This window comes from Phytoactinopolyspora halotolerans (assembly GCF_010550675.1).
Lineage (GTDB): Bacteria > Actinomycetota > Actinomycetes > Jiangellales > Jiangellaceae > Phytoactinopolyspora > Phytoactinopolyspora halotolerans.
This window is the reverse complement of the sequence record NZ_JAAGOA010000004.1, coordinates 44,498-66,880: the sequence shown is the minus strand read 5'-3', so window position 1 is coordinate 66,880 and position 22,383 is coordinate 44,498. Positions and strand designations below refer to the sequence as shown.

17 protein-coding genes are annotated in these 22,383 nt (G+C 65.8%); 10 read left to right on the top strand and 7 right to left on the bottom strand.

The genetic code is table 11. From position 1 onward, the window contains the following. Positions 1 to 13: 13 nt before the first annotated feature. The 4 genes from G1H10_RS06835 to G1H10_RS06820 form a co-directional block, all read right to left on the bottom strand. Complete coding sequence (locus G1H10_RS06835; protein WP_163734651.1) at positions 14 to 1,192, bottom strand: glycosyltransferase; 1,179 nt, start codon at positions 1,190 to 1,192, stop codon at positions 14 to 16. Positions 1,193 to 1,355: 163 nt separating this feature from the next. Further along, a complete protein-coding gene (locus tag G1H10_RS06830; protein WP_163734649.1) occupies positions 1,356 to 2,183 on the bottom strand; it encodes a sugar phosphate isomerase/epimerase family protein in 828 nt (275 codons plus the stop codon). 79 nt (positions 2,184 to 2,262) lie between these two features. Further along, positions 2,263 to 3,351, bottom strand: coding sequence for a Gfo/Idh/MocA family protein (locus tag G1H10_RS06825; RefSeq protein ID WP_163734646.1), 1,089 nt, complete (start codon positions 3,349 to 3,351; stop codon positions 2,263 to 2,265). Positions 3,352 to 3,593: 242 nt separating this feature from the next. Beyond that, a complete protein-coding gene (locus G1H10_RS06820; protein WP_216852976.1) occupies positions 3,594 to 5,048 on the bottom strand; it encodes a C39 family peptidase in 1,455 nt (484 codons plus the stop codon). 154 nt (positions 5,049 to 5,202) lie between these two features. On the opposite strand from G1H10_RS06820, the gene lepA reads away from it, so the two are divergent. Then, the gene (lepA, locus tag G1H10_RS06815) at positions 5,203 to 7,089 is read left to right on the top strand and encodes a translation elongation factor 4 (protein ID WP_163735323.1); all 1,887 of its coding nucleotides are present in this window, start codon (positions 5,203 to 5,205) and stop codon (positions 7,087 to 7,089) included. 71 nt (positions 7,090 to 7,160) lie between these two features. Here lepA and G1H10_RS06810 read toward each other — a convergent pair whose 3' ends face one another. Further along, entirely contained in the window at positions 7,161 to 8,294 is a 1,134-nt protein-coding gene (locus tag G1H10_RS06810) for an FAD-dependent monooxygenase (protein ID WP_246219258.1), read from the bottom strand. Between the two features lie 248 nt (positions 8,295 to 8,542). On the opposite strand from G1H10_RS06810, the gene rpsT reads away from it, so the two are divergent. The 9 genes from rpsT (at position 8,543) to G1H10_RS06765 (ending at position 20,220) form a co-directional block, all read left to right on the top strand. Next, the gene (rpsT, locus tag G1H10_RS06805) at positions 8,543 to 8,803 is read left to right on the top strand and encodes a 30S ribosomal protein S20 (protein ID WP_163734641.1); all 261 of its coding nucleotides are present in this window, start codon (positions 8,543 to 8,545) and stop codon (positions 8,801 to 8,803) included. 294 nt (positions 8,804 to 9,097) lie between these two features. Then, positions 9,098 to 10,393 carry an alpha-L-fucosidase gene (locus G1H10_RS06800; protein ID WP_216852975.1) on the top strand — a complete coding sequence of 432 codons (1,296 nt, stop codon included), beginning with the start codon at positions 9,098 to 9,100 and terminating at the stop codon, positions 10,391 to 10,393. Positions 10,394 to 10,484: 91 nt separating this feature from the next. Further along, positions 10,485 to 11,786 (top strand): L-fuconate dehydratase, encoded by a 1,302-nt coding sequence (locus tag G1H10_RS06795; RefSeq protein WP_163734636.1) that lies wholly within the window; start codon positions 10,485 to 10,487, stop codon positions 11,784 to 11,786. Between the two features lie 97 nt (positions 11,787 to 11,883). After that, positions 11,884 to 12,858, top strand: a complete 975-nt coding sequence (locus G1H10_RS06790) for an aldo/keto reductase (protein ID WP_216852974.1) — start codon at positions 11,884 to 11,886, stop codon at positions 12,856 to 12,858. Positions 12,859 to 12,873: 15 nt separating this feature from the next. Next, positions 12,874 to 13,728, top strand: coding sequence for an amidohydrolase family protein (locus G1H10_RS06785; protein ID WP_163734630.1), 855 nt, complete (start codon positions 12,874 to 12,876; stop codon positions 13,726 to 13,728). A 681-nt stretch (positions 13,729 to 14,409) separates the two neighbouring features. Beyond that, positions 14,410 to 15,153, top strand: a complete 744-nt coding sequence (locus G1H10_RS06780; protein WP_163734627.1) for a hypothetical protein — start codon at positions 14,410 to 14,412, stop codon at positions 15,151 to 15,153. After that, positions 15,150 to 17,273 carry an Rv1355c family protein gene (locus G1H10_RS06775; protein ID WP_376778583.1) on the top strand — a complete coding sequence of 708 codons (2,124 nt, stop codon included), beginning with the start codon at positions 15,150 to 15,152 and terminating at the stop codon, positions 17,271 to 17,273. The genes G1H10_RS06780 and G1H10_RS06775 overlap by 4 nt, the downstream gene beginning before the upstream one ends. Positions 17,274 to 17,299: 26 nt before the next feature. Beyond that, positions 17,300 to 19,534 carry a putative bifunctional diguanylate cyclase/phosphodiesterase gene (locus G1H10_RS06770; RefSeq protein ID WP_246219270.1) on the top strand — a complete coding sequence of 745 codons (2,235 nt, stop codon included), beginning with the start codon at positions 17,300 to 17,302 and terminating at the stop codon, positions 19,532 to 19,534. Positions 19,535 to 19,722: 188 nt separating this feature from the next. Further along, a complete protein-coding gene (locus tag G1H10_RS06765; protein ID WP_312856542.1) occupies positions 19,723 to 20,220 on the top strand; it encodes a transcriptional regulator in 498 nt (165 codons plus the stop codon). A gap of 6 nt (positions 20,221 to 20,226) precedes the next feature. Here the strand turns inward: G1H10_RS06765 and G1H10_RS06760 are convergent, their stop codons facing one another. Then, positions 20,227 to 21,198, bottom strand: coding sequence for an alpha-ketoacid dehydrogenase subunit beta (locus G1H10_RS06760; RefSeq protein WP_174264133.1), 972 nt, complete (start codon positions 21,196 to 21,198; stop codon positions 20,227 to 20,229). 59 nt (positions 21,199 to 21,257) lie between these two features. Further along, the gene (gene pdhA / locus G1H10_RS06755; RefSeq protein WP_163734613.1) at positions 21,258 to 22,376 is read right to left on the bottom strand and encodes a pyruvate dehydrogenase (acetyl-transferring) E1 component subunit alpha; all 1,119 of its coding nucleotides are present in this window, start codon (positions 22,374 to 22,376) and stop codon (positions 21,258 to 21,260) included. Between the last annotated feature and the right edge of the window lie 7 nt (positions 22,377 to 22,383).

The following is a 22,383-nucleotide window of genomic DNA, read 5'->3' as shown; positions in this document are numbered from 1 at the left end:
GTTCAAGAACAGTCTACGTCGCCCAGTTGTGGCCATCTCGCGTCGCCGTCGTGAGTGAGCGACCGCGCAACCCTGCTCTGTGCTGTGCGGACGCACCGTGCAGCCGCAGCATCTCGGCGACGGTGGACGCCCAGGAGAACTGCTCCGCTCGGCGCCGTGCCGCCACCCGCGCTGACGCGCCGGCCCGCAAGACCTCCACAACCGCGTCGGCCATCTCCACGGGGTCCGAGGCCGCTGTACGGCCGGCGTCGCCACGCACCAGCTCCGGCAGCGCACCCGATGCGCTGGCGACTACCGGGGTACCGCTGGCCATGGCTTCCAGGGCGGCCAGCCCGAACGTCTCATACGGGCCGGGGGCGACGACGACGTCGGCGCTCGCCAGCATGGTGGCCAGCCGCTCTCGGTCCGACACGAACCCGGTCATGGTGACCGGAAGGCCGGCCGCCTGCTCGGCCACCATCTCGCGCACGGACCCGTCGCCGCACAGCACGAGGCGCACGTTCACGTCCCGGCGCAGAAGTTCCCGCACCATGGGCACCAGCAGGTCTGGCCGTTTCTCCGGGGACAGCCGCACCGCGACCACGATCACGGCGTCCGCGCCCTGCGCGAGCTGCGAGCGCACTGAGAGGTCACGGCGGCGGGGATGGAACGCCTCCACGTCGATGCCGAGCGGCACATGGGCCAGGTTCCGCACCCCGAGCCGGATGAACTCACCCGCCGCCCACCTCGTGGTACAGACGACCGTGTCGAACGACGCCGCAAGCCGGCGGTTCCACGCGTCCGCCACGCGCCGCGTCGGCATCGCCCGTCCCAGATGAAACCGGAGGATCGCATCCAGCCGCTCGTGGGAGAAGACGACGGAGGGAATGTCCCGGCGACGCGCCCACGGCCCGATGCGCGCCAGGGTGAACCGGTCCGAGACCTCCACCCGATCGGGACTCACGGCCGCGAGCACGTCCTCAACCGCACTCCAATGGGTGATCATCCGGTAACCGCCGGTCAGGGGGACCTGCGGGGCGGCGATCTCCACCAATCGCCCGTACGGCATGGGCGTCGTCCGGTTCCGCTCACCCGGAACCAGCATCACGACGTCGTGGCCGGCCTCGGCATATCCGCGCGCCACATGGTTGAGCATCGTCTTGATGCCGCCGGAATGCGGGGCAACGAAATTTGCGGCCTGAAGGATACGCACGCCCTCACCGTGCTGGGGCAAGTCGATACGCGGCCGACAACGACATGACAACCAGGTGAACACCTTGTCGCGACGACATATATCCCCGAAACGTCGCAGTTGGTCACCGTGGGCGTCTGGCCGAACCTAGCCGTCTGAGCTCGCTTGGGTGTTCTCGCGCGTTTCAGCGGTATTCGATTCCCCGGCCGTCAAGGATGGAGGTGAAGGCATGCGTCGCTTTGATGAAGCGCTCAGGGCCGCTGAAGCCGCCGAAGCGCCCGCCGGCCGACAGATGCGGTTCCATGGAGAAGAACCCGTCGAAGCCGTCCTCGCGTAGCGCGACGATGGTGGTCTCGACCTCGCCGTCGCCCTCCCCGGCGGGGACGACGGTTCCATCGGCCAGGAGCGCGTCCTTGATCTGAATGTAGTCCGTGTACGGCCGGAGCGATTCGTAGCCCTCGGTGTACGGGCGCACGCCGCATTGCACGTAGTTCGCCGCGTCCCACGCCAGGCGCAGCCTCTCCGATCCGACCGACTCGACGATGTCGAGGCAGCGGGCCGGGATGTCGCCGTAGATCTCCTTCTCGTTCTCGTGCACCAGAGTGACGTCGTGTCCCTCGGCCCGGGAGGCCAGTGCGGACATCCGGCGCAGCACCTCATCGCGATAGGCATCCGGCGTGTCATTGGCCGGAATGAAGAACGAGAAGATCCGGATGAACGGGGCGTGCAGCAATTCGGCCACCTGGAGCGCCCGGTCGAACCGCGCCAGGTGGGCGTCGAAGTCGTCGGCGATGCCGATCTTTCCGATCGGTGAGCCGATGGAGGAGGTGGCGATGCCGTACCGGCTCAGCGTCTCGGCGGCCAGCTTCAGCTGATCGTCGTCGAGATCGAGCACGTTGGTCCCCCACGCGCTGCGGAACTCGATGTAAGAGATACCGAGCTCGTTCAGCACGCGGCACTGTTCATCGAGGTCGGCCGAGATCTCGTCAGCGAAGCCGGAGAGCGTCCACACGTTCCATCAGTCCTTTCCTACCGTTGATCATCAACCGTTGAGCCGGCCACGATGCGGCCTAGCCTTGATGATCACGGCGTCATCCGAGTGTGACGGGTTTGCCGCTGCGCGCCGACTCGTAGACACCGAGCACCAGCTCCAGCGCGCGACGGCCGTCGGCGCTGGTGACGGCGGGCGGCCGTCCGCTCTGAACCGCCTCGACGAAGTCCGCGTACTGGGCCGGGTGGTTCATGCCGTCGCCACCGCGATCCTGTTGCCGCACGTCGTCGGCCTCGCGCATGAACCGTCCCCGGAAGCCGTCCGCCGCGGCGTTCGCGTCCGCGCCGGACCGGCCCGGGTCCACGAGCGTGCTCTGGGGCGCCGCATCCCGGTCGGCGAGCGTGAACGTACCGAGCGCGTTGCCGTCGATGACGGCGATGCCGCCGTCGCCGTGGACCGACAGCCGCAGCGGGAGTCCCGGGTTCGCCGACGTGGTCGCGGTGAGCGTGCCGATCGCACCGCTCTCGAACCGGATCACCGCGGCCACGGTGTCCTCGACCTCGAGGCCCGCATGCGCGAGGGTGTCGGCGTATGCGGTCACCGCTACCGGCTTGCCGAGCATCCATACCAGCATGTCGGCCTGGTGCACGCCCTGGTTCATCAGCGCGCCGCCACCGTCCATCGACCACGTGCCCCGCCAACCGGCCGATGCGTAGTACTGATCGGATCGCCACCAGGTGCACTCGGCGATGCCGGACGTCACGGCGCCAAGGGCACCCTCGTGGATCACCCGGTGGACGAAGGACGGCGCCGCCTCGAACCGGCGCTGGCTGATGGTGGTGACGACTCTCCCGGTGCGCTGCTCGGCCTCGATGATCCGATCTGCCGCATCCAATGTGATGTCGAGGGGCTTCTCCACCAGCACGTGCTTGCCGGCTTCGAGCGCCGCGACCGCGATCTCCGCGTGCAGGCCGCTCGGCACGCAGACGGCCACCGCGTCGATCTCATCACGGTCCAGCAGTTCCTGCAGCGTACCGTCGGCGGCGCAACCCTGCTGGGCGGCAAGAGCCGAGGCCTTCTCCCTGTCCACGTCATAGACGCTGACCAGCTGCGACGAATCTCCCAAAGCCGCGATCGCCGCGGCATGAGCACCGGAGATCACACCACAACCTACGATTCCGAAACGCATCCTCACGTCCTTCGCCGATCAGCGCCCGCCGCCGGCTCCGTCCGGGTTGTCCAGTTCTCTGCCATCGTTGCCATTGTCGCCGCGGTCGCACAACCGGCACGCGGCGTCGATTCCATCCCCGCACGGCGACGACCGGCGCGGGAAGCGGTTGCCAAGAGTTGCCCTGGGCCGAGGGCAGGCGCTGTCCCTGCGGTTCGCTGCGAAGCCACGCTCGCGTCGCCGGGCACCGGCACGGGCGGAGGTCACCACGGCGCGGAGGCGTCTGCGTCGTCGTCCGGCAGCTCGATATCGTATGGCCGGATGATCTGCGCCACCCCGCCGTGCCCCGAGCCGGTCTCGCCGCTGGCCAACGACCGCTCGGTGCGCAGCCAGATCTCCTCGAACTGCGCCCGGTCGTAGACGCGGCGAACGGACGTGTTCGACCGCGCGGCGGGGTCGTTGACGATGACGTCACCGTCCTCGGTGAACCCGACCACGACCATCGAGTGCCCGCCCGTACCGTAGTTGGCACCGTCCAGCTCCGAAGCACGGAATGCTAGCGACGACGTAATGACCGGGATCCCCGCGTCGATGAACCGCTCGACGTCGTTCAGCGATCTCAGCCTCGTGACGAACGCGTCGAGCTGCGGGAACGTCGCCGCATACGCAGCGTTGAACGACCAGTTGCCGGTGCCGGCGAGGGCGTGGTCCCACACCGAGCGAGCCGCGTGGGCCACCTGCGGGTCGGTGTAGCCGGCGTCGATCCAGGCCATGTCCTCCCGCGACGGGACCACGCCGAAGTACTCCATGACCATGGTCGTCGCCGCCGGGCTCGACCAGGATGCGCCGCCGCCGTATTCGGGATAGGCGTCGCGATGCACGTTCGTCGATCGCGCCGGCACGTTGAGCTCCTCGCCCCAGGCGAGGCCGCCTTCGCTCGTCTCGACAGACGTCCGGTCGGGGACGTCGGAGGCCATGGCGGCCAGCGTCCATACCCGCGGCATGACCAGGCTGCCCTGCGGACGGTACATGGTCACGCGCAGCTGGTAGGCGTCGAGCAACGGCTCGTCGAGCGAGCGTTCGCCGGCCTCGCCACCACTGTCGAGCTCGGTCTCGGCGCCGGGATCCCGCGGGGCTGCCGTTCCCTGGTCGCGGTCGTCCGGGTTCTCCGGATCACCGTCGGCCTGAGTGCCCACAACCAGGGTGTCCACCAGCACGCTACTGCGACCGTCGCTCTGGCTGTCGACACTGGCGCGCTCGATGCCGCTGTCCCGCGCGTCCCAGTTGCCGAGGTTGTACCAGGGGGTGGTGGATCCGTCCTCGTACGTCCCCTGCACCTCAACGGAGATCCACGAGTCACCGGGCGTGGATGCACCCCACGAGGCGACCACCTCGCTCGCCCCGAACTCGAGCTCGGTGGCCGGCGACGTCCACGTGGCGTATTCCCATTGGTCGGCGCGCCCGCGCGCGTCGGTCTGGACGTCCACGCCGGACGTGGTCCCGGCCACGCCGAGCATCATGATGCCGGTTCTCCGGCCCGGCAGCGCCACGACGCCGGACCGTTCTCCGTCAAGCCAGTCGGAGGTGGTCTCCCACCGGGTGAAGTCGATCTCCGCCGTCGGCTCCTGCGCGCCCGCGGACGGAAGAGGACAGATGAGCAGCGGCGCGACGATCATCGCCGATACGCCGACGAAGCCGGACCGCGCACGCGCCGACATGCGCCGAGGACGTCTCATGTTCCACCCGCATCGATGACCGCTGCTGCCACCTGCCGTCCGCAGGCTACAACACCACCCTAAACCGACGGCCGTGGTACCTGCCGCGACGGCGAGCGGATCGCACCTGTGCGTCACATTCGACACCCGTGGGATGATGGTCTGTGTGCCACGGACCTCTGACACACCCGCGCCGGCTGCCACGCCGCCTGAGCTGATCCGCAACTTCTGCATCATCGCCCACATCGACCACGGCAAGTCGACGCTGGCCGACCGCATGCTGCAGATGACCGGTGTCGTCACCGACCGTCTCATGCGCGCGCAATACCTCGACCGCATGGATATCGAACGCGAGCGCGGCATCACCATCAAGAGCCAGGCGGTCCGGCTGCCGTACACCCCGGCCACCGGCGATGACGCCGGAACCCCGCACATCCTCAATCTCATCGACACCCCCGGCCACGTCGACTTCTCCTACGAGGTCAGCCGCAGCCTGGCGGCCTGCGAGGGGGCCGTCCTGCTGGTCGACGCCGCGCAGGGCATCGAAGCGCAGACCCTGGCCAACCTGTACATGGCGTTGGAGAACGATCTGCAGATCATCCCGGTCCTGAACAAGATCGATCTGCCGGCCGCCCAGCCGGAGAAGTACGCGGCCGAGCTCGCGCATTTGATCGGATGTGACCCCGAGGACGTCCACAAGGTCAGCGGCAAGACCGGCGAGGGCGTGCAGGAGCTGCTCGACCGCATCGTCACCGAGGTGCCACCGCCGACCGGGGTGGCCGACGCGCCGTCGCGGGCGATGATCTTCGACAGCGTCTACGACTCCTATCGCGGCGTCGTCACCTACATTCGGGTGATCGACGGGCAGTTGACTCCGCGCGAACGCATCGTGATGATCTCCACACAGGCCACGCATGAGCTGCTGGAGATCGGTGTGATCTCCCCGGAGATGCAGCCCTGTTCCGGCCTGGGTGTCGGCGAGGTCGGCTACCTGATCACCGGCGTCAAGGACGTCCGCCAGTCGAAGGTCGGCGACACCGTCACCAACGCCGCACGGCCCGCGGACCAGCCGCTCCCCGGGTACCGGGAGCCCAAGCCGATGGTCTTCTCCGGCCTGTACCCGCTGGACGGCTCCGACTACCCGGACCTGCGCGACGCGCTGGACAAGCTCAAGCTGAACGACGCCGCCCTGATCTACGAGCCCGAGACATCCGGTGCGCTGGGGTTCGGGTTCCGGTGCGGCTTCCTGGGCCTGCTGCACTTGGAGATCGTCCGCGAGCGGTTGGAGCGAGAGTTCGGCATCGACCTGATCTCGACCGCCCCGAACGTGATCTACGACGTGGAGATGGAGGACGGCGAGCGGCACATCGTCACCAACCCGAGTGAGTTCCCGACCGGGAAGGTGGCGTCGGTCCGGGAGCCGATGGTCCGGGCGACGGTGCTGGCCCCGAGCGAGTTCGTCGGCGCGATCATGGAGCTGTGCCAGGCCAGGCGCGGGAACATGCTGGGCATGGATTACCTCTCGGAGGACCGGGTCGAGCTGCGCTACACGCTGCCGCTGGCCGAGATCGTCTTCGACTTCTTCGATGCGCTGAAGTCACGCACCCGCGGCTACGCCAGCCTCGACTACGAGCCGACCGACGACGCCGAGTCGGACCTCGTCAAGGTGGACATCCTGCTGCACGGCGACCCGGTCGACGCGTTCAGCGCCATCGTTCACAAGGACAAGGCCTACAGCTACGGCGTGGCCATGGCGGCCAAGCTCAAGGAGCTCATCCCGCGCCAGCAGTTCGAGGTGCCGATCCAGGCGGCGATCGGATCGCGAGTCATCGCCCGCGAGAACATCCGCGCCATCCGCAAGGACGTGCTTGCCAAGTGCTACGGCGGTGACATCACCCGGAAGCGCAAGCTGCTGGAGCGGCAGAAGGAAGGCAAGAAGCGGATGAAGATGGTCGGCCGGGTGGAGGTACCACAAGAGGCCTTCATCGCCGCGTTGTCGTCCGAATCGGCCGGGGGCAAGGCGACCAAGACCCCGCCGAAGTGACCATGCGCCGGCCCACCGGCAACGCGGCCCGTCTCAGGCCATGCCCGGGACCAAGGTAGGCACGACGCGGGCTACATGCGATCACCGCTGTTCATCGGGCCAGGTGGAACCGCGTTATCGGGCCAGCGCTGCGCAATCAGATTGGAGACGCATGCATCGTCTCCGCGCTCGGCGCAGTCGAGCAGCTTCTCCGACCACCGCATGCTGGCGGTGGCGATCTCCTGGTACTCGGCGATCTTCGGCTGTTGCAGCGCTTCATATGCGTCGAGCGCGTCGACAATCGCGTGATGTTGGTCAAGCGCCGACTGCAGCGCCAGCACGTCGTCGAAAGCGAACATCGTTCCCACACCCTGCGAGAAGTGCGTGGTGTGGGCAGCGTCGCCGATGAGCACGACGTTGCGGTGCCGCAGCCGCGTATTGGTGATCGTGCCGAACCTCATCCAGCGCGCAGCATCGCCGCATGCCACCGATCCCTCACCGAGTTCGGTCGCGAAGATCTCACCCAGCCGCCGCGCTGTGTCCTCAGCCGACAGCTCATCGAAGTGGTTGCTGCGGAATCGTGTCTCCGTGCACTCGACGATGAAGGTGCTCCGACCTGCGGAGTATTTGTAAGCCCAGCCAAGCATCGTGCCGTCTTCCGGCAGCATGATCGTCAGCTTCTCGAAAGCCGTGTCCACTCCGAACCAGCCGTACCGGTTGGCGCCGTATCCGATCTCCGGCTTGAAGTCAGTCTCGTAGCGTCGGCGCACGGCGCTGTCCGCGCCATCTGCACCGACCACCAGATCAAAGTCCTCAAGGTATGTATCGCTGAGCGTGGCGCCATCACAGCCGTAGCGGATCTCGACGTCTGCATCAATGCAGCGTTTGGTGAGGGCGTTCACAAACGCGGCACGTGAGAAGCAGATGAGATGGGTACTCGCAGGGTTGGGAAGATCGACAACCGCCGCACCGCCCTTCCAGAAGGCCCGGCCCTGAAGATGTACACCGGAGATCATGGTGCCGAGATCAAGGAAGGAGAGCCCCTCTTCACGGAGCGTGATACCGAATCCAGGCCGCTCGGCAGGCCGGCCACGTTCGACGACGGTGATGTCGTACCGCCGGTCGCTCTCGGCCAGCACGACGGCCAGCGACAGTCCGGCCGCCCCGGCCCCCACGATGAGGACCTTCCGCGGCTTCGACGCGTTGATTGCCACCCGGATCGCCATCCATCAGGATCGAACGGACATTTTGTCGCTTAGGATTGTGGCACGTTGACGCAGCGATGATCACCGATGATCCACGACTTGGGATCACAACCAGCGACCTGGTATCTTAGACCACTGCGTAACGCACGCCTGTGCGCGTGTCTGCGCCAGCGCGCTCCACGCCGCCGCGAGGCTCCCCACCCTTGCGTGTCCCGGGGCAAGCTGCAGACCCTCCTGACCTATCCGACCGACACAAAGGCACACGTTTCGTGGCGAACATCAAGTCCCAGAAGAAGCGCATCCTCACCAACGAGAAGAGGCGGCAGCGCAACAAGGCGGTGAAGTCTTCGCTGAAGACGTCCATCCGTCGCTTCCACGAGGCTGCCGACTCCGGTGACACGGACGCCGCGGCCGCGGCGGCACAGGAGGCCAGCCGCAAGCTCGACAAGGCCGCGTCGAAGGGCGTCATTCACAAGAACCAGGCGGCGAACCGCAAGTCGTCGATCGCCAAGCGCGCCGCCGCTCTGTAACCGTCACACGACACTGTCGCCGACCGAGAGTCGCGACCGTAGGCGCGTCGGGGGCCCGCCCTTCACGCGACGATCGGCCGTCATCGTCGGCATCCAGATCGATATCGGCTGGCCCGGAAACGGCGCCGTCCTCGGCCGAGGACGGCGCCGTTCTGTATCTCCCGTGTCATTTGTCCCCTGGCCGGCCCGGCCCTGCCGTCTCTCACATACGACTTGGCCGGTGTCCCGCGTGATGTAGGGTGCTCGATACATCCGATGTATTCATCGTATCCAGTCGACCGAGGCGGAGAGCACGTGCAGCACGCAGACACATCCTCCACAGCCGGCAACCTATGGTTCACCGAGGACCGGTTCGGCCTGTTCATCCATTTCGGCCTGTACAGCCTGGCGGCGCGCCATGAGTGGGTGATGACCAGGGAGAAGATCTCGGTCGAGGAGTACGAACGATACGCCACCGTCTTCGACCCGGACCTGTTCGACGCGGCGGCGATCGCCAGGCACGCCAAGGAAGCCGGGATGCGCTACGCGGTGCTCACCTCCAAGCATCATGACGGCTTCTGCCTGTGGGACTCGCAGCTGACGGACTACACATCCGCCCAGCACCGCGGACGCGACCTGGTGCGCGAGTTCACCGAGGCGATGCGCGCCGAAGGCCTCAAGGTCGGCCTATACCACTCACTCATCGACTGGCACCACCCGGACTTCACCGTCGACTACCACCACCCACGCCGCGATGACGCCGATGCCGCGACCCTCAACGACCGCCGTGACATGGCCCGATACCGCGAGTACCTGCACGGTCAGGTCCGCGAGCTGCTGACCGGGTACGGGCGGATCGACTACTTGTTCTACGACTTCACCTATGCCGAGCCACGGGACGGATGGGACGGCAAGGGTCCTGCCGACTGGGACGCCGAGACCCTGCTGGCCATGACTCGGAGCCTGCAGCCCGCGATCATCGTCAACGATCGGCTCGGCATCCCCGCTGACCTGGTCACGCCGGAGCAGTACCAGCCGGACGCACCCCTCACCCGCGATGGCGAAGAGGTCATCTGGGAGGCATGCCAGACGCTCAACGGCAGCTGGGGCTACGACCGGGACAACTTCGACTTCAAGAGCCCTGACCTGCTGATTCGAATGCTCGTCGATTCGGTCTCGAAGAACGGCAACGTGCTGCTCAATATCGGTCCGGACGGTCGCGGCGCGGTCACACCACGCGATCGCGCCACACTCGCCGCCATCGGCGACTGGATGCGCCTGCATTCCCGGTCGGTCTACGGCGCCGGCGCCTCGTCCTATCAGGCGGCACCGAACACCGTGCTCACCCAGCGCGGAGACCGGCTCTACGTGCATATCCTGGCCTGGCCGTTCGGCCACCTGCACCTACGCGGCCTGGCCGGAAAGGTGCGCTACGCCCAACTGTTGCATGACGGCTCGCAGGTGCGCCTCGAGGAGATCGACCCGAGGCAGGAGGCGCTGACCACAACGCCCGGTGGCCAGCCGCCCGGGACGCTGACGCTCAGTTTGCCGACGGTGCGTCCGGACGTCGCTGTACCCGTGGTCGAGCTGTTCCTCGCCACGGACGAGTAGCTCACCGCACAGACATCGGATGTTTGCTACGCTCGACACCACAATGGCAGGCGGACGGCGTTAGCTGTCCGGCAGACGAGCGGAGAACCACATGAGCGAGACCATCACCGGGGTGTCGACCCGTGACATCCGGTTCCCCACCTCACGGGAGCTCGATGGCTCGGATGCCATGAACCCCGATCCGGACTACTCCGCCGCCTACGTGGCGATCCGCACCGACGCAGGGGACGACGCCGTCGGCCACGGTTTCGCGTTCACCATCGGCCGCGGCAACGACATCCAGGTCGCCGCCATCCAGGCGCTCGAACCGTTCATCGTGGGTCTTCCCCTGCAGGACACGCTCGAGGATCTCGGCGGGTTGTGGCGCACGCTCGTGCACGACTCGCAGCTGCGCTGGCTGGGTCCGGAGAAGGGCGTCGTCCACATGGCGACCTCAGCGGTCATCAACGCGCTGTGGGACCTCAAGGCCAAGCGCGCCGGAAAGCCGGTCTGGCGGTTGCTCGCCGAGATGTCCCCCGAGCAGATCGTCGACCTGGTCGATTTCCGTTACCTCACCGATGCGCTCACACGCGACGAGGCGCTGGAGATTCTCCGCGCCGCCGAGCCCGGCCGGGCGCAACGCGCGGCGCACCTGCTCGAACACGGTTATCCGGCATACACCACGTCGCCGGGCTGGCTCGGTTACTCGGACGAGAAACTGGCCAGGCTGGCCGAGCAGGCGGTGAAGGACGGATTCACCCAGATCAAGCTCAAGGTCGGCGCCGATCTGCAGGACGACATCCGGCGGGTCAAGCTGGCCCGCGACGTCGTCGGCGACGACATCCGGATCGCGCTCGACGCTAATCAACGCTGGGACGTCCAACCGGCGATCGACTGGATGCGATCGCTCACGTCCTTCGACCCGTGGTGGATCGAGGAACCGACGAGCCCAGACGACATCCTGGGGCACGCGGCCATACGCCGCGCGATCGCTCCGGTCAAGGTCGCCACCGGCGAGCACGGCCAGAACCGCGTGCTCTTCAAGCAGTTGCTGCAGGCCGAAGCGCTCGACATCGTTCAGATCGACGCCGCCAGGGTGGGCGGAGTGAACGAGAACGTGGCGAACCTGCTCCTGGCCGCCAAGTTCGGCGTACCGGTCTGCCCGCATGCCGGCGGCGTGGGCTTGTGCGAACTCGTCCAGCACCTCTCGATGTTCGACTACGTCGCGGTGTCGGGGACGATGGAGAACCGGGTGATCGAGTATGTCGACCATCTCCACCAACACTTCGTCGACCCGGTCCGGATGCGCGATGGCCGCTATCTCGCCCCGACGACGGCCGGCTTCTCCGCCGAGATCCACGCCGGCTCGCTTGCGGAGCATGAGTTCCCCCACGGCCCAGCGTGGACACGGTAACGTACGCGACCGTGCTGGAATGCGGTCGACGCGTGTGGACGCTGCCACCGGCGCGGTGCGCCCGTCACGAGCATCAGGCGGAGGTGAGTTGAGGAGCGTGAAGACTCGGACCATCACGCGCGCCGACCTCGATCTTACGGAGTTCTCATTCGGTGGTGCGCCGCTTGGAAACCTCTATCAGGAGATCAACGACGACGACGCGGCAAGCACACTGGATGCGGCGTGGGAGGCCGGTCTCCGGTATTTCGATACCGCACCCCACTATGGCCTCGGGTTGTCCGAACGACGGTTCGCCGCTGGGCTGTCGGCTCGTCCGCGTTCTGAGTACGTCCTGTCCACCAAGGTGGGTCGACGGCTCATTCCCCGAGAATCGGGGCCGTTGGGACCGGATCCGGACTTCGCCGTGCCCGCAAGCCACAAGCGTGTGTGGGACTTCAGCAGAGACGGAATCCTGCGGACCTTGGAGGCCAGCCTGACACGGCTGGGGACCGACCACGTCGACATCGTGTACCTGCATGACCCGGATGACCACTGGGAAGAAGCCGCGAGTGCCGGATTCGGCACGCTCGATGAGCTGCGCTCCCAGGGCGTGGTGCGCGCAATCGGGGTGGGCATGAATCAATCGGCGATGCTCACGCGCTTCGTACGGGAGACGGACCTGGACGTGGTGATGCTCGCAGGCCGATACACCCTGCTGGAACAGGGCGCATTGGACGATCTGTTGCCGGCCGCGCTGGAACGGAACACCGCGGTCGTCGCGGTCGGGGTGTTCAATTCCGGCCTGCTGTCACAACCACGGCCCGCACCTGGCGCCAAGTACAACTACGCCGACGCCCCGGCCGAACTCGTCCGGCGTGCGAACGATATCGCCGATGTCTGTGAGCGCCACAGGGTGACGCTCCCCGCGGCGGCGTTGCATTTCCCGCTCATGCATCCCGCGGTGGTCAGCGTGGCCATCGGTATGAACAGCGCCGCTCAGGTCGAACGCAACATGGATCTGTACGCGCTGACCATCCCAGCTGACCTCTGGGACGAGCTGCACGAGGTCGGTCTCGTGCGACGGACGGCATGAACGTGAGGTGAGAACGTGACCGTTGTCGACGCCCACCACCACCTGTGGGACCCGGCCGTCCGCCGGTACCCGTTCCTGCAACCCGCGTCGATGGCTCCGATCCGCCGTCGCTACGGTCTCGACGAGCTGCGGCAGCGGTGCGCGGAGTCAGGCATCGACCATACCGTTCTGGTACAGACGGTTGCCGAGGTCGACGAGACCGAAGAATTTCTCCGGACCGCCGACGAGTCGGACGGGCTGATCGCCGGTGTCGTGGGATGGGTCGATCTGACCGACTCCGCGGTAGCGTCGACGATCGCGCGACTGCGGGAGGGCCCGGGTGGCCATCTGATGGTCGGCGTCCGGCATCCGGTACAGGACGAAGAGGACCCCGAATGGCTGCTCAAACCCGATGTTCTGGCCGGTTTGCGCGCGGTGGCCGAGGCCGGCCTGGTCTATGACCTTCTGGTCAGAGCCGATCAGCTGCCGATGGCGACTGCGGCGGTGCGGGCGGTGCCGGAGGGCCGGTACGTTCTCGACCATGCCGCAAAACCACATATAGCGGCAGGAGAACGATATCCGTGGGTTACTCAGATCGCCGAGCTCGCTGCGCTACCCCAAGTGGCGTGCAAGCTCTCAGGTCTGGTGACCGAGGCCGATTGGGAGTCCTGGACGCACCGCGATCTCGAGCCGTACGCGCGGACCGTCTTCGACGTTTTCACCCCAGAGCGCACCATGTTCGGCACGGACTGGCCGGTCTGCGAGGTCGCGGCGGAACACCATCGCGTGGTCGAGACAGCGCGGCACCTGGTCGACTCGTTCGCCACGGGCGCGTCGGAGCGTGTCTTCGGCCAGACAGCCCTGGAGCACTACCGCCTGCGGGTGCGCTGAGCGTGTGCGACGCTCTGCGCCTGCCACCAAGGCTCCCCGGCGGGATCGCCGCCTAGCGCGACACACAGCGGTTCACAGCGCGAGACCGAACATCTTAGGGTGGACAGAATTCGATTGTTCTGATGCACGGAATTCTTACTCTCCGCAATCGTCTAATCACACAGAGTTAGATTTCCACGAGACCCTTGCGGCATTGCTGTACGTGAAGTATTCTAACGCAAAGTAGTTTGTTGCCATAGGCCCGATTCTGGGTTATTGTTCTTTGCGTCCACAGAAAACGGGCCCTGGCCCTAGGCAACTAGATCATCCAGAGTCAGAGTGGTATTGTCACCGTAACGGCGACTAACGCCAGATGGCAGGCTTGGATTCTGTGACCACGGCCTCGGCTGTGACCCTTAGACCCGGTGCGGCTCCGCCCTACCCACCCCGCACCGAGATAAGGGACACGGCGCGCTCGTCCGGGGATGGGCGCGCCGTGTCCCGATTAAGCGGTGGCAGGATCCAACGGGGGGCGGATCCTGCCACCGCTGTTTCGTTTGTTGACGCAGGTGGCGGCATCCGGCCGAAAAGTGGAGAATCTTCCAGACAGCCCGCCTGCTCAGAGTCCTCCAGGGCGCCCATCCGTTCAGCCACACCCAACCGTTACGCGATCATGTCGAACTTTTCGGGCACCATGGACATATGGAGCAGAGCGACCGCACATCGATGACACTTGTTCGCCCGGCCAATGACAGCCCTGAGCGACTGCTCGGATTCCGCGACAGTGCGTCCGGAGCATCAATCGGTTTCTATCGGCCCGCGGACCGTTACGACCTGTGGGAGGCGTATGTCGCGGGAGTCCGGTGGGCCTATCAACAGCACGGCGCGGAAGCCGCACTCAAACTGCCGCCAGTGACCCTGGAATCGATGACTCCGGTATTCGCCGTCATCACGGACGACGACGGCATGGTAATCGGGGGCTGGTACGCCAACGGCCCCCTCACCGCCGTGAGTCAAGCCTTCGCGCCCAGCGAATTCGCAGCGGATCCGATATCAGCGACCCTGATCGCCGAATGGATCGACCGGGCGCTGCAAGAAGGCGCGTTCGAGTTCAAGGGCGTCTGGGCCAACCCCGTTGCGCCGCTGAAGTCCGCCCTAGCGGACCTACTGGCGCGTTCGTTCTTCCACGCCATGCACCTGCTCGGGGTTCGGTATGCGTTCTGTACCGCGGCCATGCATGCGGCACCTCGGTGGATGTCGTCCGGCGGTCGTCCGCTGCCGGGTATCCCGCCCACGACATATCCCGACGAGCGATATTTGACCTCGTTCCTGCACTGGGACATCAAGTCTGCGTTTCGCTTGTCGACATCGGCCCAACGACGACTCTTCGCCGCCGATCTCTGCACCGCCCAGTGGCCGTCGATCACCCTGGGGGTGGCCGCGTGAGTCATCGCGCCGTGGACGCGGAGACTTGGCGTCCCCGACATGTAGACGATCCCAACGAGCTCACGGCACTCCGGAACGATCCCACCATCGACGTGATCGATCGGATCGACCAACAACAGCGCGACCTGAGACGCCTGCTCCCTCCGCCCGCGCAGGAGTTCCTCGACGAGCCAACCCGCTGGTACCACTATCCGTGGCGCAGGTCTGTTGTCCACGTGTTGGGCCCGCGCAGCTTCCAAATGCTGCGTTCGGACCGCAACCGGAACAAGATCACAACCGTCGAACAGCAGCGCTTGCGCCGACTCACCGTGGGCGTCGTCGGGCTCAGTGTCGGCCACGCCATCGCGCATACACTCGCCCTTGAAGGAATCTGTGGCCAGCTACGGCTCGCCGACTTCGATGAGATCGAACTGTCGAATCTGAACCGCATACCTGGCACGGTGTTCGATCTCGGTGTCAACAAGGCTGTCGTTGCGGCTCGCAGGATTGCCGAGCTAGACCCCTACCTCGACGTCACAATCGAACCGCAAGGGCTGGCTCTCGAGTCCATCGACGACTTCATGTCTGGTATGGACATCATCATCGAGGAGTGCGACTCGCTGGACGTCAAGCTCGCGGTCCGATCAGCAGCAAGGCGGCACGGAATTCCCTTGATCATGGAGACTAGCGATCGCGGCCTGTTGGACGTCGAGCGATACGATCTCGAACCGGATCGGCTGCTCTTCCACGGACTTCTCGGCGACTCCAAGCCCGAAGAGCTCATGGGGCTGTCTACCCACGACAAGGTCCCGCACGTCCTGCGTACGCTCGAACCTGACGAACTCTCACCGATCATGGCAGCGTCGATGACCGAGGTCGATGAGACCATCACCACGTGGCCCCAGTTGGGCGGCGATATCAGCCTGGGGGCTGCCAGCGTCGCGACCGCGGTTCGAGCGATCGGTCTGGGCAAACCGTTGCCCTCCGGTCGCGTGCGTGTGGATCTGCCGGCGATTCTCGCCGGCATCACGTCACCGGAGCCGGAGTCGGTGCCGGGCCAATCTGAGGACGTCAGTGCCAATCCGGAACCAGCACCCGCCGAAGCACATGCGGCAGTAGTGCACGCCGCTCGCCTGGCACCGTCGGGTGGTAACACCCAGCCATGGAAATTCCTCGTTAGCGACTCGGCGGTCGACGTCCATCTTGATCCAGACCAGACCTCAACATTGGATGTGGCTTTCCGCGGCAGCTATGTCAGCATCGGTGCATCGCTGTTCAACGCTCAGGTCGCAGCCGCTCGTCATGGAGTGCTGGGCAAGGCTGAGATCTTCCCGGAAGGTTCCAGACAGGCTCCCGTTGCACGGTTGAACTTCGGCAACGGGGAGGAGCCGGAGCTGGCCGCGCTCTACGATTCGATGCTCCAGCGCGTGTCCAACCGGCATTTGACGGAACCTATCCCGCTGCCCGACCACGTGCTGGCCGCACTTCAGCATGCCGCACAAGCCGAGGACGCCGAGGCGATCATCGTCACGGACCGCGCAAGGTTGACCGAACTGGCCGAACTGTTCGGTGAATCGGATCGGATCCGATACCTGACCCCAAAGCTGCACACCGAGCTGATGCGGGAGCTGCGATGGCCCGGCCGAGACAGCCTCGACTGGGGGCTCGACGTCCGCACGCTTGAACTCGACCGTTCGGATCTGGCCAAGCTCAGAGTCGCACGTCGGGAAGACATCATGGCCGTCCTCGCCGAGCAAGACCTTGGGCGAGCGCTGGGTGAATCGAGTCGTGACCGCATAGCCGGCACCTCAGGACTGGTCGTCGTCACCCTCGGGAGAGCTACGCCTGCCGACTATGTACGGGGCGGTATGGCCATCGAGCGACTCTGGATACGCGCGGAACAGCTGGGACTCAGCGTCCAAGTGATGTCGCCGGTCTTCCTCTATGCAGTGGAGGATCACGACTACGACGAACTCTCCGAGAGATATAGTGATCGATTGCGCGAACTTCGGCGTCAGTTCGATCACCTGACAGGAATCGGCGGTCGTCATATCGCGCTGACAATGCGCATCGGATACGCTCCAGGAGTCAGCATGCGAAGCAAACGGTTACCTGCCGATCAGACCGTCAGGGCTGTCTGAGGGGAACACGGAGCCAAGACGTGGGTATGGACCCAGAGACGATCCATCCGCTGCTCAAGTCGCTCGGAGAGGCGACGAGCGCGCTCTCCGCAGACGTGCTCGCCTCCGACGGTAGCGTGCCCGTCGCGTCATGGGGAAGCGCGACGGAAGCCGGCCTTCGGGGCGCGGAGCTGACCACCATGCGGGATGCGATCAGAGAACTGACGAGCAGGGTTTCGGCACCCGATGCGGCCGACGCTTCCGCGCAGACGTCAATCCCCGGTTACGGATTGATCGCGCACCCGCTCAGGACTAGCAACTTCGTCGGCGGCCTCTGCTTGGTGCGTGCGGAACAAGAACCCTGGACGGATAACGACCGGACGATCCTGCAAATGGCAGCCCGTCTCTGCGGTTCGGTGATGGATTCCGGCGACACGGCTCGCGAGCATGAGCGACGGCTTGACTCTCTCGTCTCATATGTTGCATCCGAGCTGATGAGCATCTCCGCTGCTGAACACCCACCGACCATTGCGCGAATCCTGGAAGACCTCGGACGCTTCTTCGACGTTGATGTCTGCTATCTCCGTTACAACGATCCCGAACTCCGTGCGAGTGTGCTCGTCGACCAATGGCCGCGCCGGACCGAGATTCCCGATCCGGACCCACTCGGGGTAGTCCCCTGGGACACAAACGATCCGGTTTTCCGCGGGATCCAGAACCTTCGTGAGCCATACATCGCACGCCCCGGGGAAGAGACGACGAACTACCAAGAGCGTGTGCATGCCGGTTCCGGTGTTCCGGAAGTGTCCATGGCGATGGTGCCGCTGATCACCGAACAGACGACCCGCGGCGTCCTAGGATTCGTACACTTCGGTGACCGGGTATGGCGGCGGTCCGAGGTTCACGCGCTGAAAGCCATCGCATCCCTCCTCACGCAGGTTGACGGGCGCGTCATCGCTGAGGAGCAACTAAGACACCGCGCCTACCACGACGAACTGACCGGGCTCCCCAACCGGCGAGCTTTCGTCGATGACGTCACAGCGATTCTCAAGGAAGACTCCGAAGCGCAGGTGGCGGTCCTGTTCGTGGACATGGACCGGTTGAAAACGGTCAACGATGTGCTCGGGCACGCGATTGGCGACATGTTCATCAAGGCAGTGGCCAAGAAGCTGCGCGAGTCGGTCCGGCCTGACGATCTCGTCGCCCGTCTGGCGGGCGACGAGTTCGTCGTCATGCTTCGCGGTGTGAGCACGTCGGAGAACGCCGAGCATGTGGCACGGCGTCTGCTCGACAACCTCACTCATCCCCTGGACATCGGCGGCCATGTCGTCAGCCGGAGTGCCTGCATCGGCATATCGATCAACGGCGAGACGTCTTCGACTGCCGACGAGATGTTGCGGAACGCCGATGTTGCGCTTCTGGAGGCCAAGAAGCGCGGCGGCGACACGGTCGTCTCGTTCAACGATGACCTGCACTGGCGACTGCTGGACCGTGCGGACCTCGAGTTCCGACTGCGCTCTGCCATCGGTGACGGCGAGATGCGGTTGCATTTCCAACCCGAGTTCGATCTGCGCAGCGGAGACCTTACCGCGCTCGAGGCCTTGGTGCGCTGGGAGCATCCCGAGCGCGGTCTGATCTCCGCAGGCGCGTTCGTCTCGGTCATCGAGGAGATCAACCTCGCCGCTGATCTGGGGCGGTGGGTCCTCGAAGAGGCTTGCCGGCGACTGGCGGATTGGAAGGCCGCGGCAGACGCAAAGCCACCACCAGTGGTGAGAGTCAACATCTCAGCGGGGGAGCTGATCAGTACCGACTTCGTCGGCTTTGTCGGCACCATGCTGAGTAGATATGGTCACGCGCCGAAGGAACTGGGAATCGAGATCACGGAGAGCACCGTCATGCGTGACCTCGAAGACGTACTCGCCACCTTGCGAGGGCTGCGCAGACTAGGCGTGACGATCGCGATCGACGACTTCGGGACCGGCTACAGCTCGCTGTCGCACCTCAAGCAACTGCCTGTCGATGTACTCAAGATCGACCGCAGCTTCGTATCCGGTCTTGCCAACGACAGCGGCGACCGTGCCATCGTCTCGGCGATCGTGCGGCTCGCCGAAGCGTTCGGCCTGACGACCGTGGCCGAAGGCGTCGAGGATCCATCAGCCGTGGCCGCGCTTCTGGAGCTCGGCTGCCATCGGGCACAAGGGTTCCTCATGTCCGAACCGCTTCCTGCGGATGAGATCTCCAGGTGGCTGGCGAGCCCGAGGGACTATCTTGGCAGCAAATGACGTGATGATACGGATGAACCCCTGTGTGATAGTAAACGTACAGGTGCGACCGGTACGCTGTGCTCTGTTCGAATACGATGCCACCGGTCGGCGTGGCCCGGGGCGGACATGGGCATGCGTGTCGATATAACAGACAATGGTGCTTGCGGGGGAGCTGATCTAGGTAGGGCGGTCGTGGGAGCTCGACTATGAACGACAACATGTCTCCGGAAGACAGAGAATTCGCGAAAGCAGTAGGTAGGCGGCTACGTAAGCTCCGCATGAAGCGGCAGCTGTCGATGCAGGCTGTCCAGGACCAGTCCGGCGGAACGATCAGCTCAGCGGTCATCGGCTCGTATGAGCGTGGCGAGCGGGTGCCCTCGGTGGTGCGCCTGGCCCAGATCGCCGACTTCTACGGCGTTCCTGTGGACTCACTGGTGTCTGGCCGGGAAGGCGGACAGCCCGCCGCCAACGGCGACGACGGCAAGGTCGTGCTCGACCTCGACGCGTTACGCAAGGCACCGGAAGAGGCTCAGCACCTCGTGCGCTTCGTCAACGGTGTGCAACAGAAGCGAGGCGACTTCGGCGGCAGCATCCTCACCATCCGTGGCGACGACGTCTGGATGGTCTCGTCGATGTACGAGATCACCCCCGCAGAGCTCCGCGAGAAGATGGCAGCGTGGGGTGTCATCGCCAGCGACGCCTGACAGTGTTCAATCCCACTCCAACTGCTCGATCGCGTCGAGGACGCGATCGACGCCGGGCAGATAGTGCTGTTCATGCATCGGCGGCGGGTACGGGATGTCGAACCCGGTGACGCGGTGAACCGGTGCGGCCAGCGAGTAGAAACATGCACGCTGCACCTGGGCGGCGATCTCGCCCGCGATGCCGGCAAAGCCAGTGGCCTCCGAGATCACCACGCATCGACCTGTGGTGCTGACCGACTTGGTCACCGCCGCCTCGTCGTAGGGGACCAGCGTCCGCAGGTCGATGACCTCGACCTCCTTCCCGTTCTCCGCCGCCGCCTCGGCGGCTTCCAGCGCCACCGGGACGGTCGGCCCGTAGGCCACCAGCGTCACGTCGCTTCCCTCTCGGCGACTCAGCGCATGCCCGAACGGGGCTGTGCGGGCCGGCAGGGCGACCTCGGCCTTGCTCCAGTAGAGCCCTTTCGGCTCCATGAACACGACCGGATCCGGGTCGTCGATCGCCTCGCGCAGCAACGAGTACGCATCATCGACGGTGGCCGGGGTGGCCACCTTCAGCCCGGGGATGTGGGCGTAATGCGACTCCGACGAGTCGCTGTGATGCTCCACTCCCCCGATACCACCGCCATACGGGATGCGGATGACGATCGGGACCGTCACGGACCCGCGGGTGCGGTTGCGCATCTTCGCCACATGTGACGCGACCTGTTCGAAGGCCGGGTACGCGAACGCGTCGAACTGCATCTCGACCACCGGCCGGAAGCCGCGCATGGCCATACCCGTCGCGAAGCCGACGATTCCGCTCTCCGCCAGCGGCGTGTCGAAACACCGCTCCTCGCCGAAATCGGCGGTCAGCCCATCCGTGACCCGGAACACGCCGCCCAGCGCGCCGACGTCTTCGCCGAACACCACCACCGAGTCGTCCGCGCGCATAGCGTCCCGCAGCGCGGCGTTCAACGCCTGGACCATCGACACTGCCATCGTCGCCACCACCGTGTCTGTGTTATTCGACAGGGACCCCGTTCGCCGTGCGTAGCGGACTAGTCGCCGCGCATCACCAGCTCCCGCACGGTCTCCCGTTGCGCCCGCAGCTGCGCGGTCGGCTCAGCCAGCACGTGGGAGAACATCTCCTCCGGCCGCACCGCCGGGTCGGCGCCCATCCGGCTCCGCAGCTCCTCGGCGAACGCCTCGGCTTCGTCCTGGACGCGCCGCACGGCCTGGTCGTCCAGGGCGCCGACCCCGGTCAGGTAGCGCTCGAGCCGGCTGATTGGGTCCCGCGGCACCCACATCGCGGTCTCCGACGGATCCCGGTAGCGACCGGCGTCGTCGGCGTTCGTGTGCGCCTCGATCCGATAGGTATGCGCTTCGATCAGCATCGGCCCATGCCCGGACCGCGCGTGGCTCATCGCCTCGGACAGCACCGCAAGTACCGCCGCGACGTCGTTGCCGTCGATCTGTTCGCTGCGGATGCCGTAACCGATGCCCTTGTAGGCCAGTGACGGCGCGGCCGTCTGGCGGGACAGCGGTACCGAGATCGCGTAGCGGTTGTTCTGGACCAAGAACACCGCCGGCGCGTTGAACACGGCGGCGAAGTTCAGCGCTTCGTGAAAGTCACCCTCGCTGGTGCCGCCGTCACCGATGAACGCCAGCGCGACCGCGTCCTCGCCTCGTCGGCGTGCTGCGTACGCCAGGCCCGCCGCGTGCGGCGCGTGCGTCGCCAATGGCGTGCATTGCGGGGCGATCCGCTCCTTCATCGGGTCGTATCCGCAATGCCAGTCCCCACGCAGGAGGCCGAGCGCGTCGACCGGGTCGACGCCTCGCATCACCAACGACATGGTGTCCCGGTACGTGGGAAACAGCCAGTCCTGCTCGGCCAATGCCAGTACCCCACCGACCTGGCAGGCTTCCTGGCCCTTCGAGGACGGGTACACGGCCAGCCGCCCCTGCCGGGTCAGCGCGGTCGCCTCCGCGTCGAATCGCCGGCCGACGACCATGCGCCGGTACGCCTCGGCCAGCGTCTGCACCGGGGGAAGTTCGTAAACACCGGCGACGTCGCCCGACGTCACGGCGCCGTTCTCATCGATCAACTGGATCGGATCCGGCGAGGGCAGCAGCCCCGCCACCCGGTCCTGTTCGAGGTGGTCGACCGGCAGCTCCATTCCGACG

Excerpts from the sequence above, each read along its gene's own strand:
- G1H10_RS06825 (WP_163734646.1), bottom strand. The coding sequence starts at position 3,351 with ATGCGTTTCGGAATCGTAGGTTGTGGTGTGATCTCCGGTGCTCATGCC.
- G1H10_RS06820 (WP_216852976.1), bottom strand. The coding sequence starts at position 5,048 with ATGTCGGCGCGTGCGCGGTCCGGCTTCGTCGGCGTATCGGCGATGATC.
- lepA (WP_163735323.1), top strand. The coding sequence starts at position 5,203 with ATGGTCTGTGTGCCACGGACCTCTGACACACCCGCGCCGGCTGCCACG.
- G1H10_RS06810 (WP_246219258.1), bottom strand. The coding sequence starts at position 8,294 with ATGGCGATCCGGGTGGCAATCAACGCGTCGAAGCCGCGGAAGGTCCTC.
- G1H10_RS06795 (WP_163734636.1), top strand. The coding sequence starts at position 10,485 with ATGAGCGAGACCATCACCGGGGTGTCGACCCGTGACATCCGGTTCCCC.
- G1H10_RS06780 (WP_163734627.1), top strand. The coding sequence starts at position 14,410 with ATGGAGCAGAGCGACCGCACATCGATGACACTTGTTCGCCCGGCCAAT.
- G1H10_RS06770 (WP_246219270.1), top strand. The coding sequence starts at position 17,300 with ATGGACCCAGAGACGATCCATCCGCTGCTCAAGTCGCTCGGAGAGGCG.
- G1H10_RS06765 (WP_312856542.1), top strand. The coding sequence starts at position 19,723 with ATGAACGACAACATGTCTCCGGAAGACAGAGAATTCGCGAAAGCAGTA.
- G1H10_RS06760 (WP_174264133.1), bottom strand. The coding sequence starts at position 21,198 with ATGGCAGTGTCGATGGTCCAGGCGTTGAACGCCGCGCTGCGGGACGCT.
- pdhA (WP_163734613.1), bottom strand. The coding sequence starts at position 22,376 with ATGGAGCTGCCGGTCGACCACCTCGAACAGGACCGGGTGGCGGGGCTG.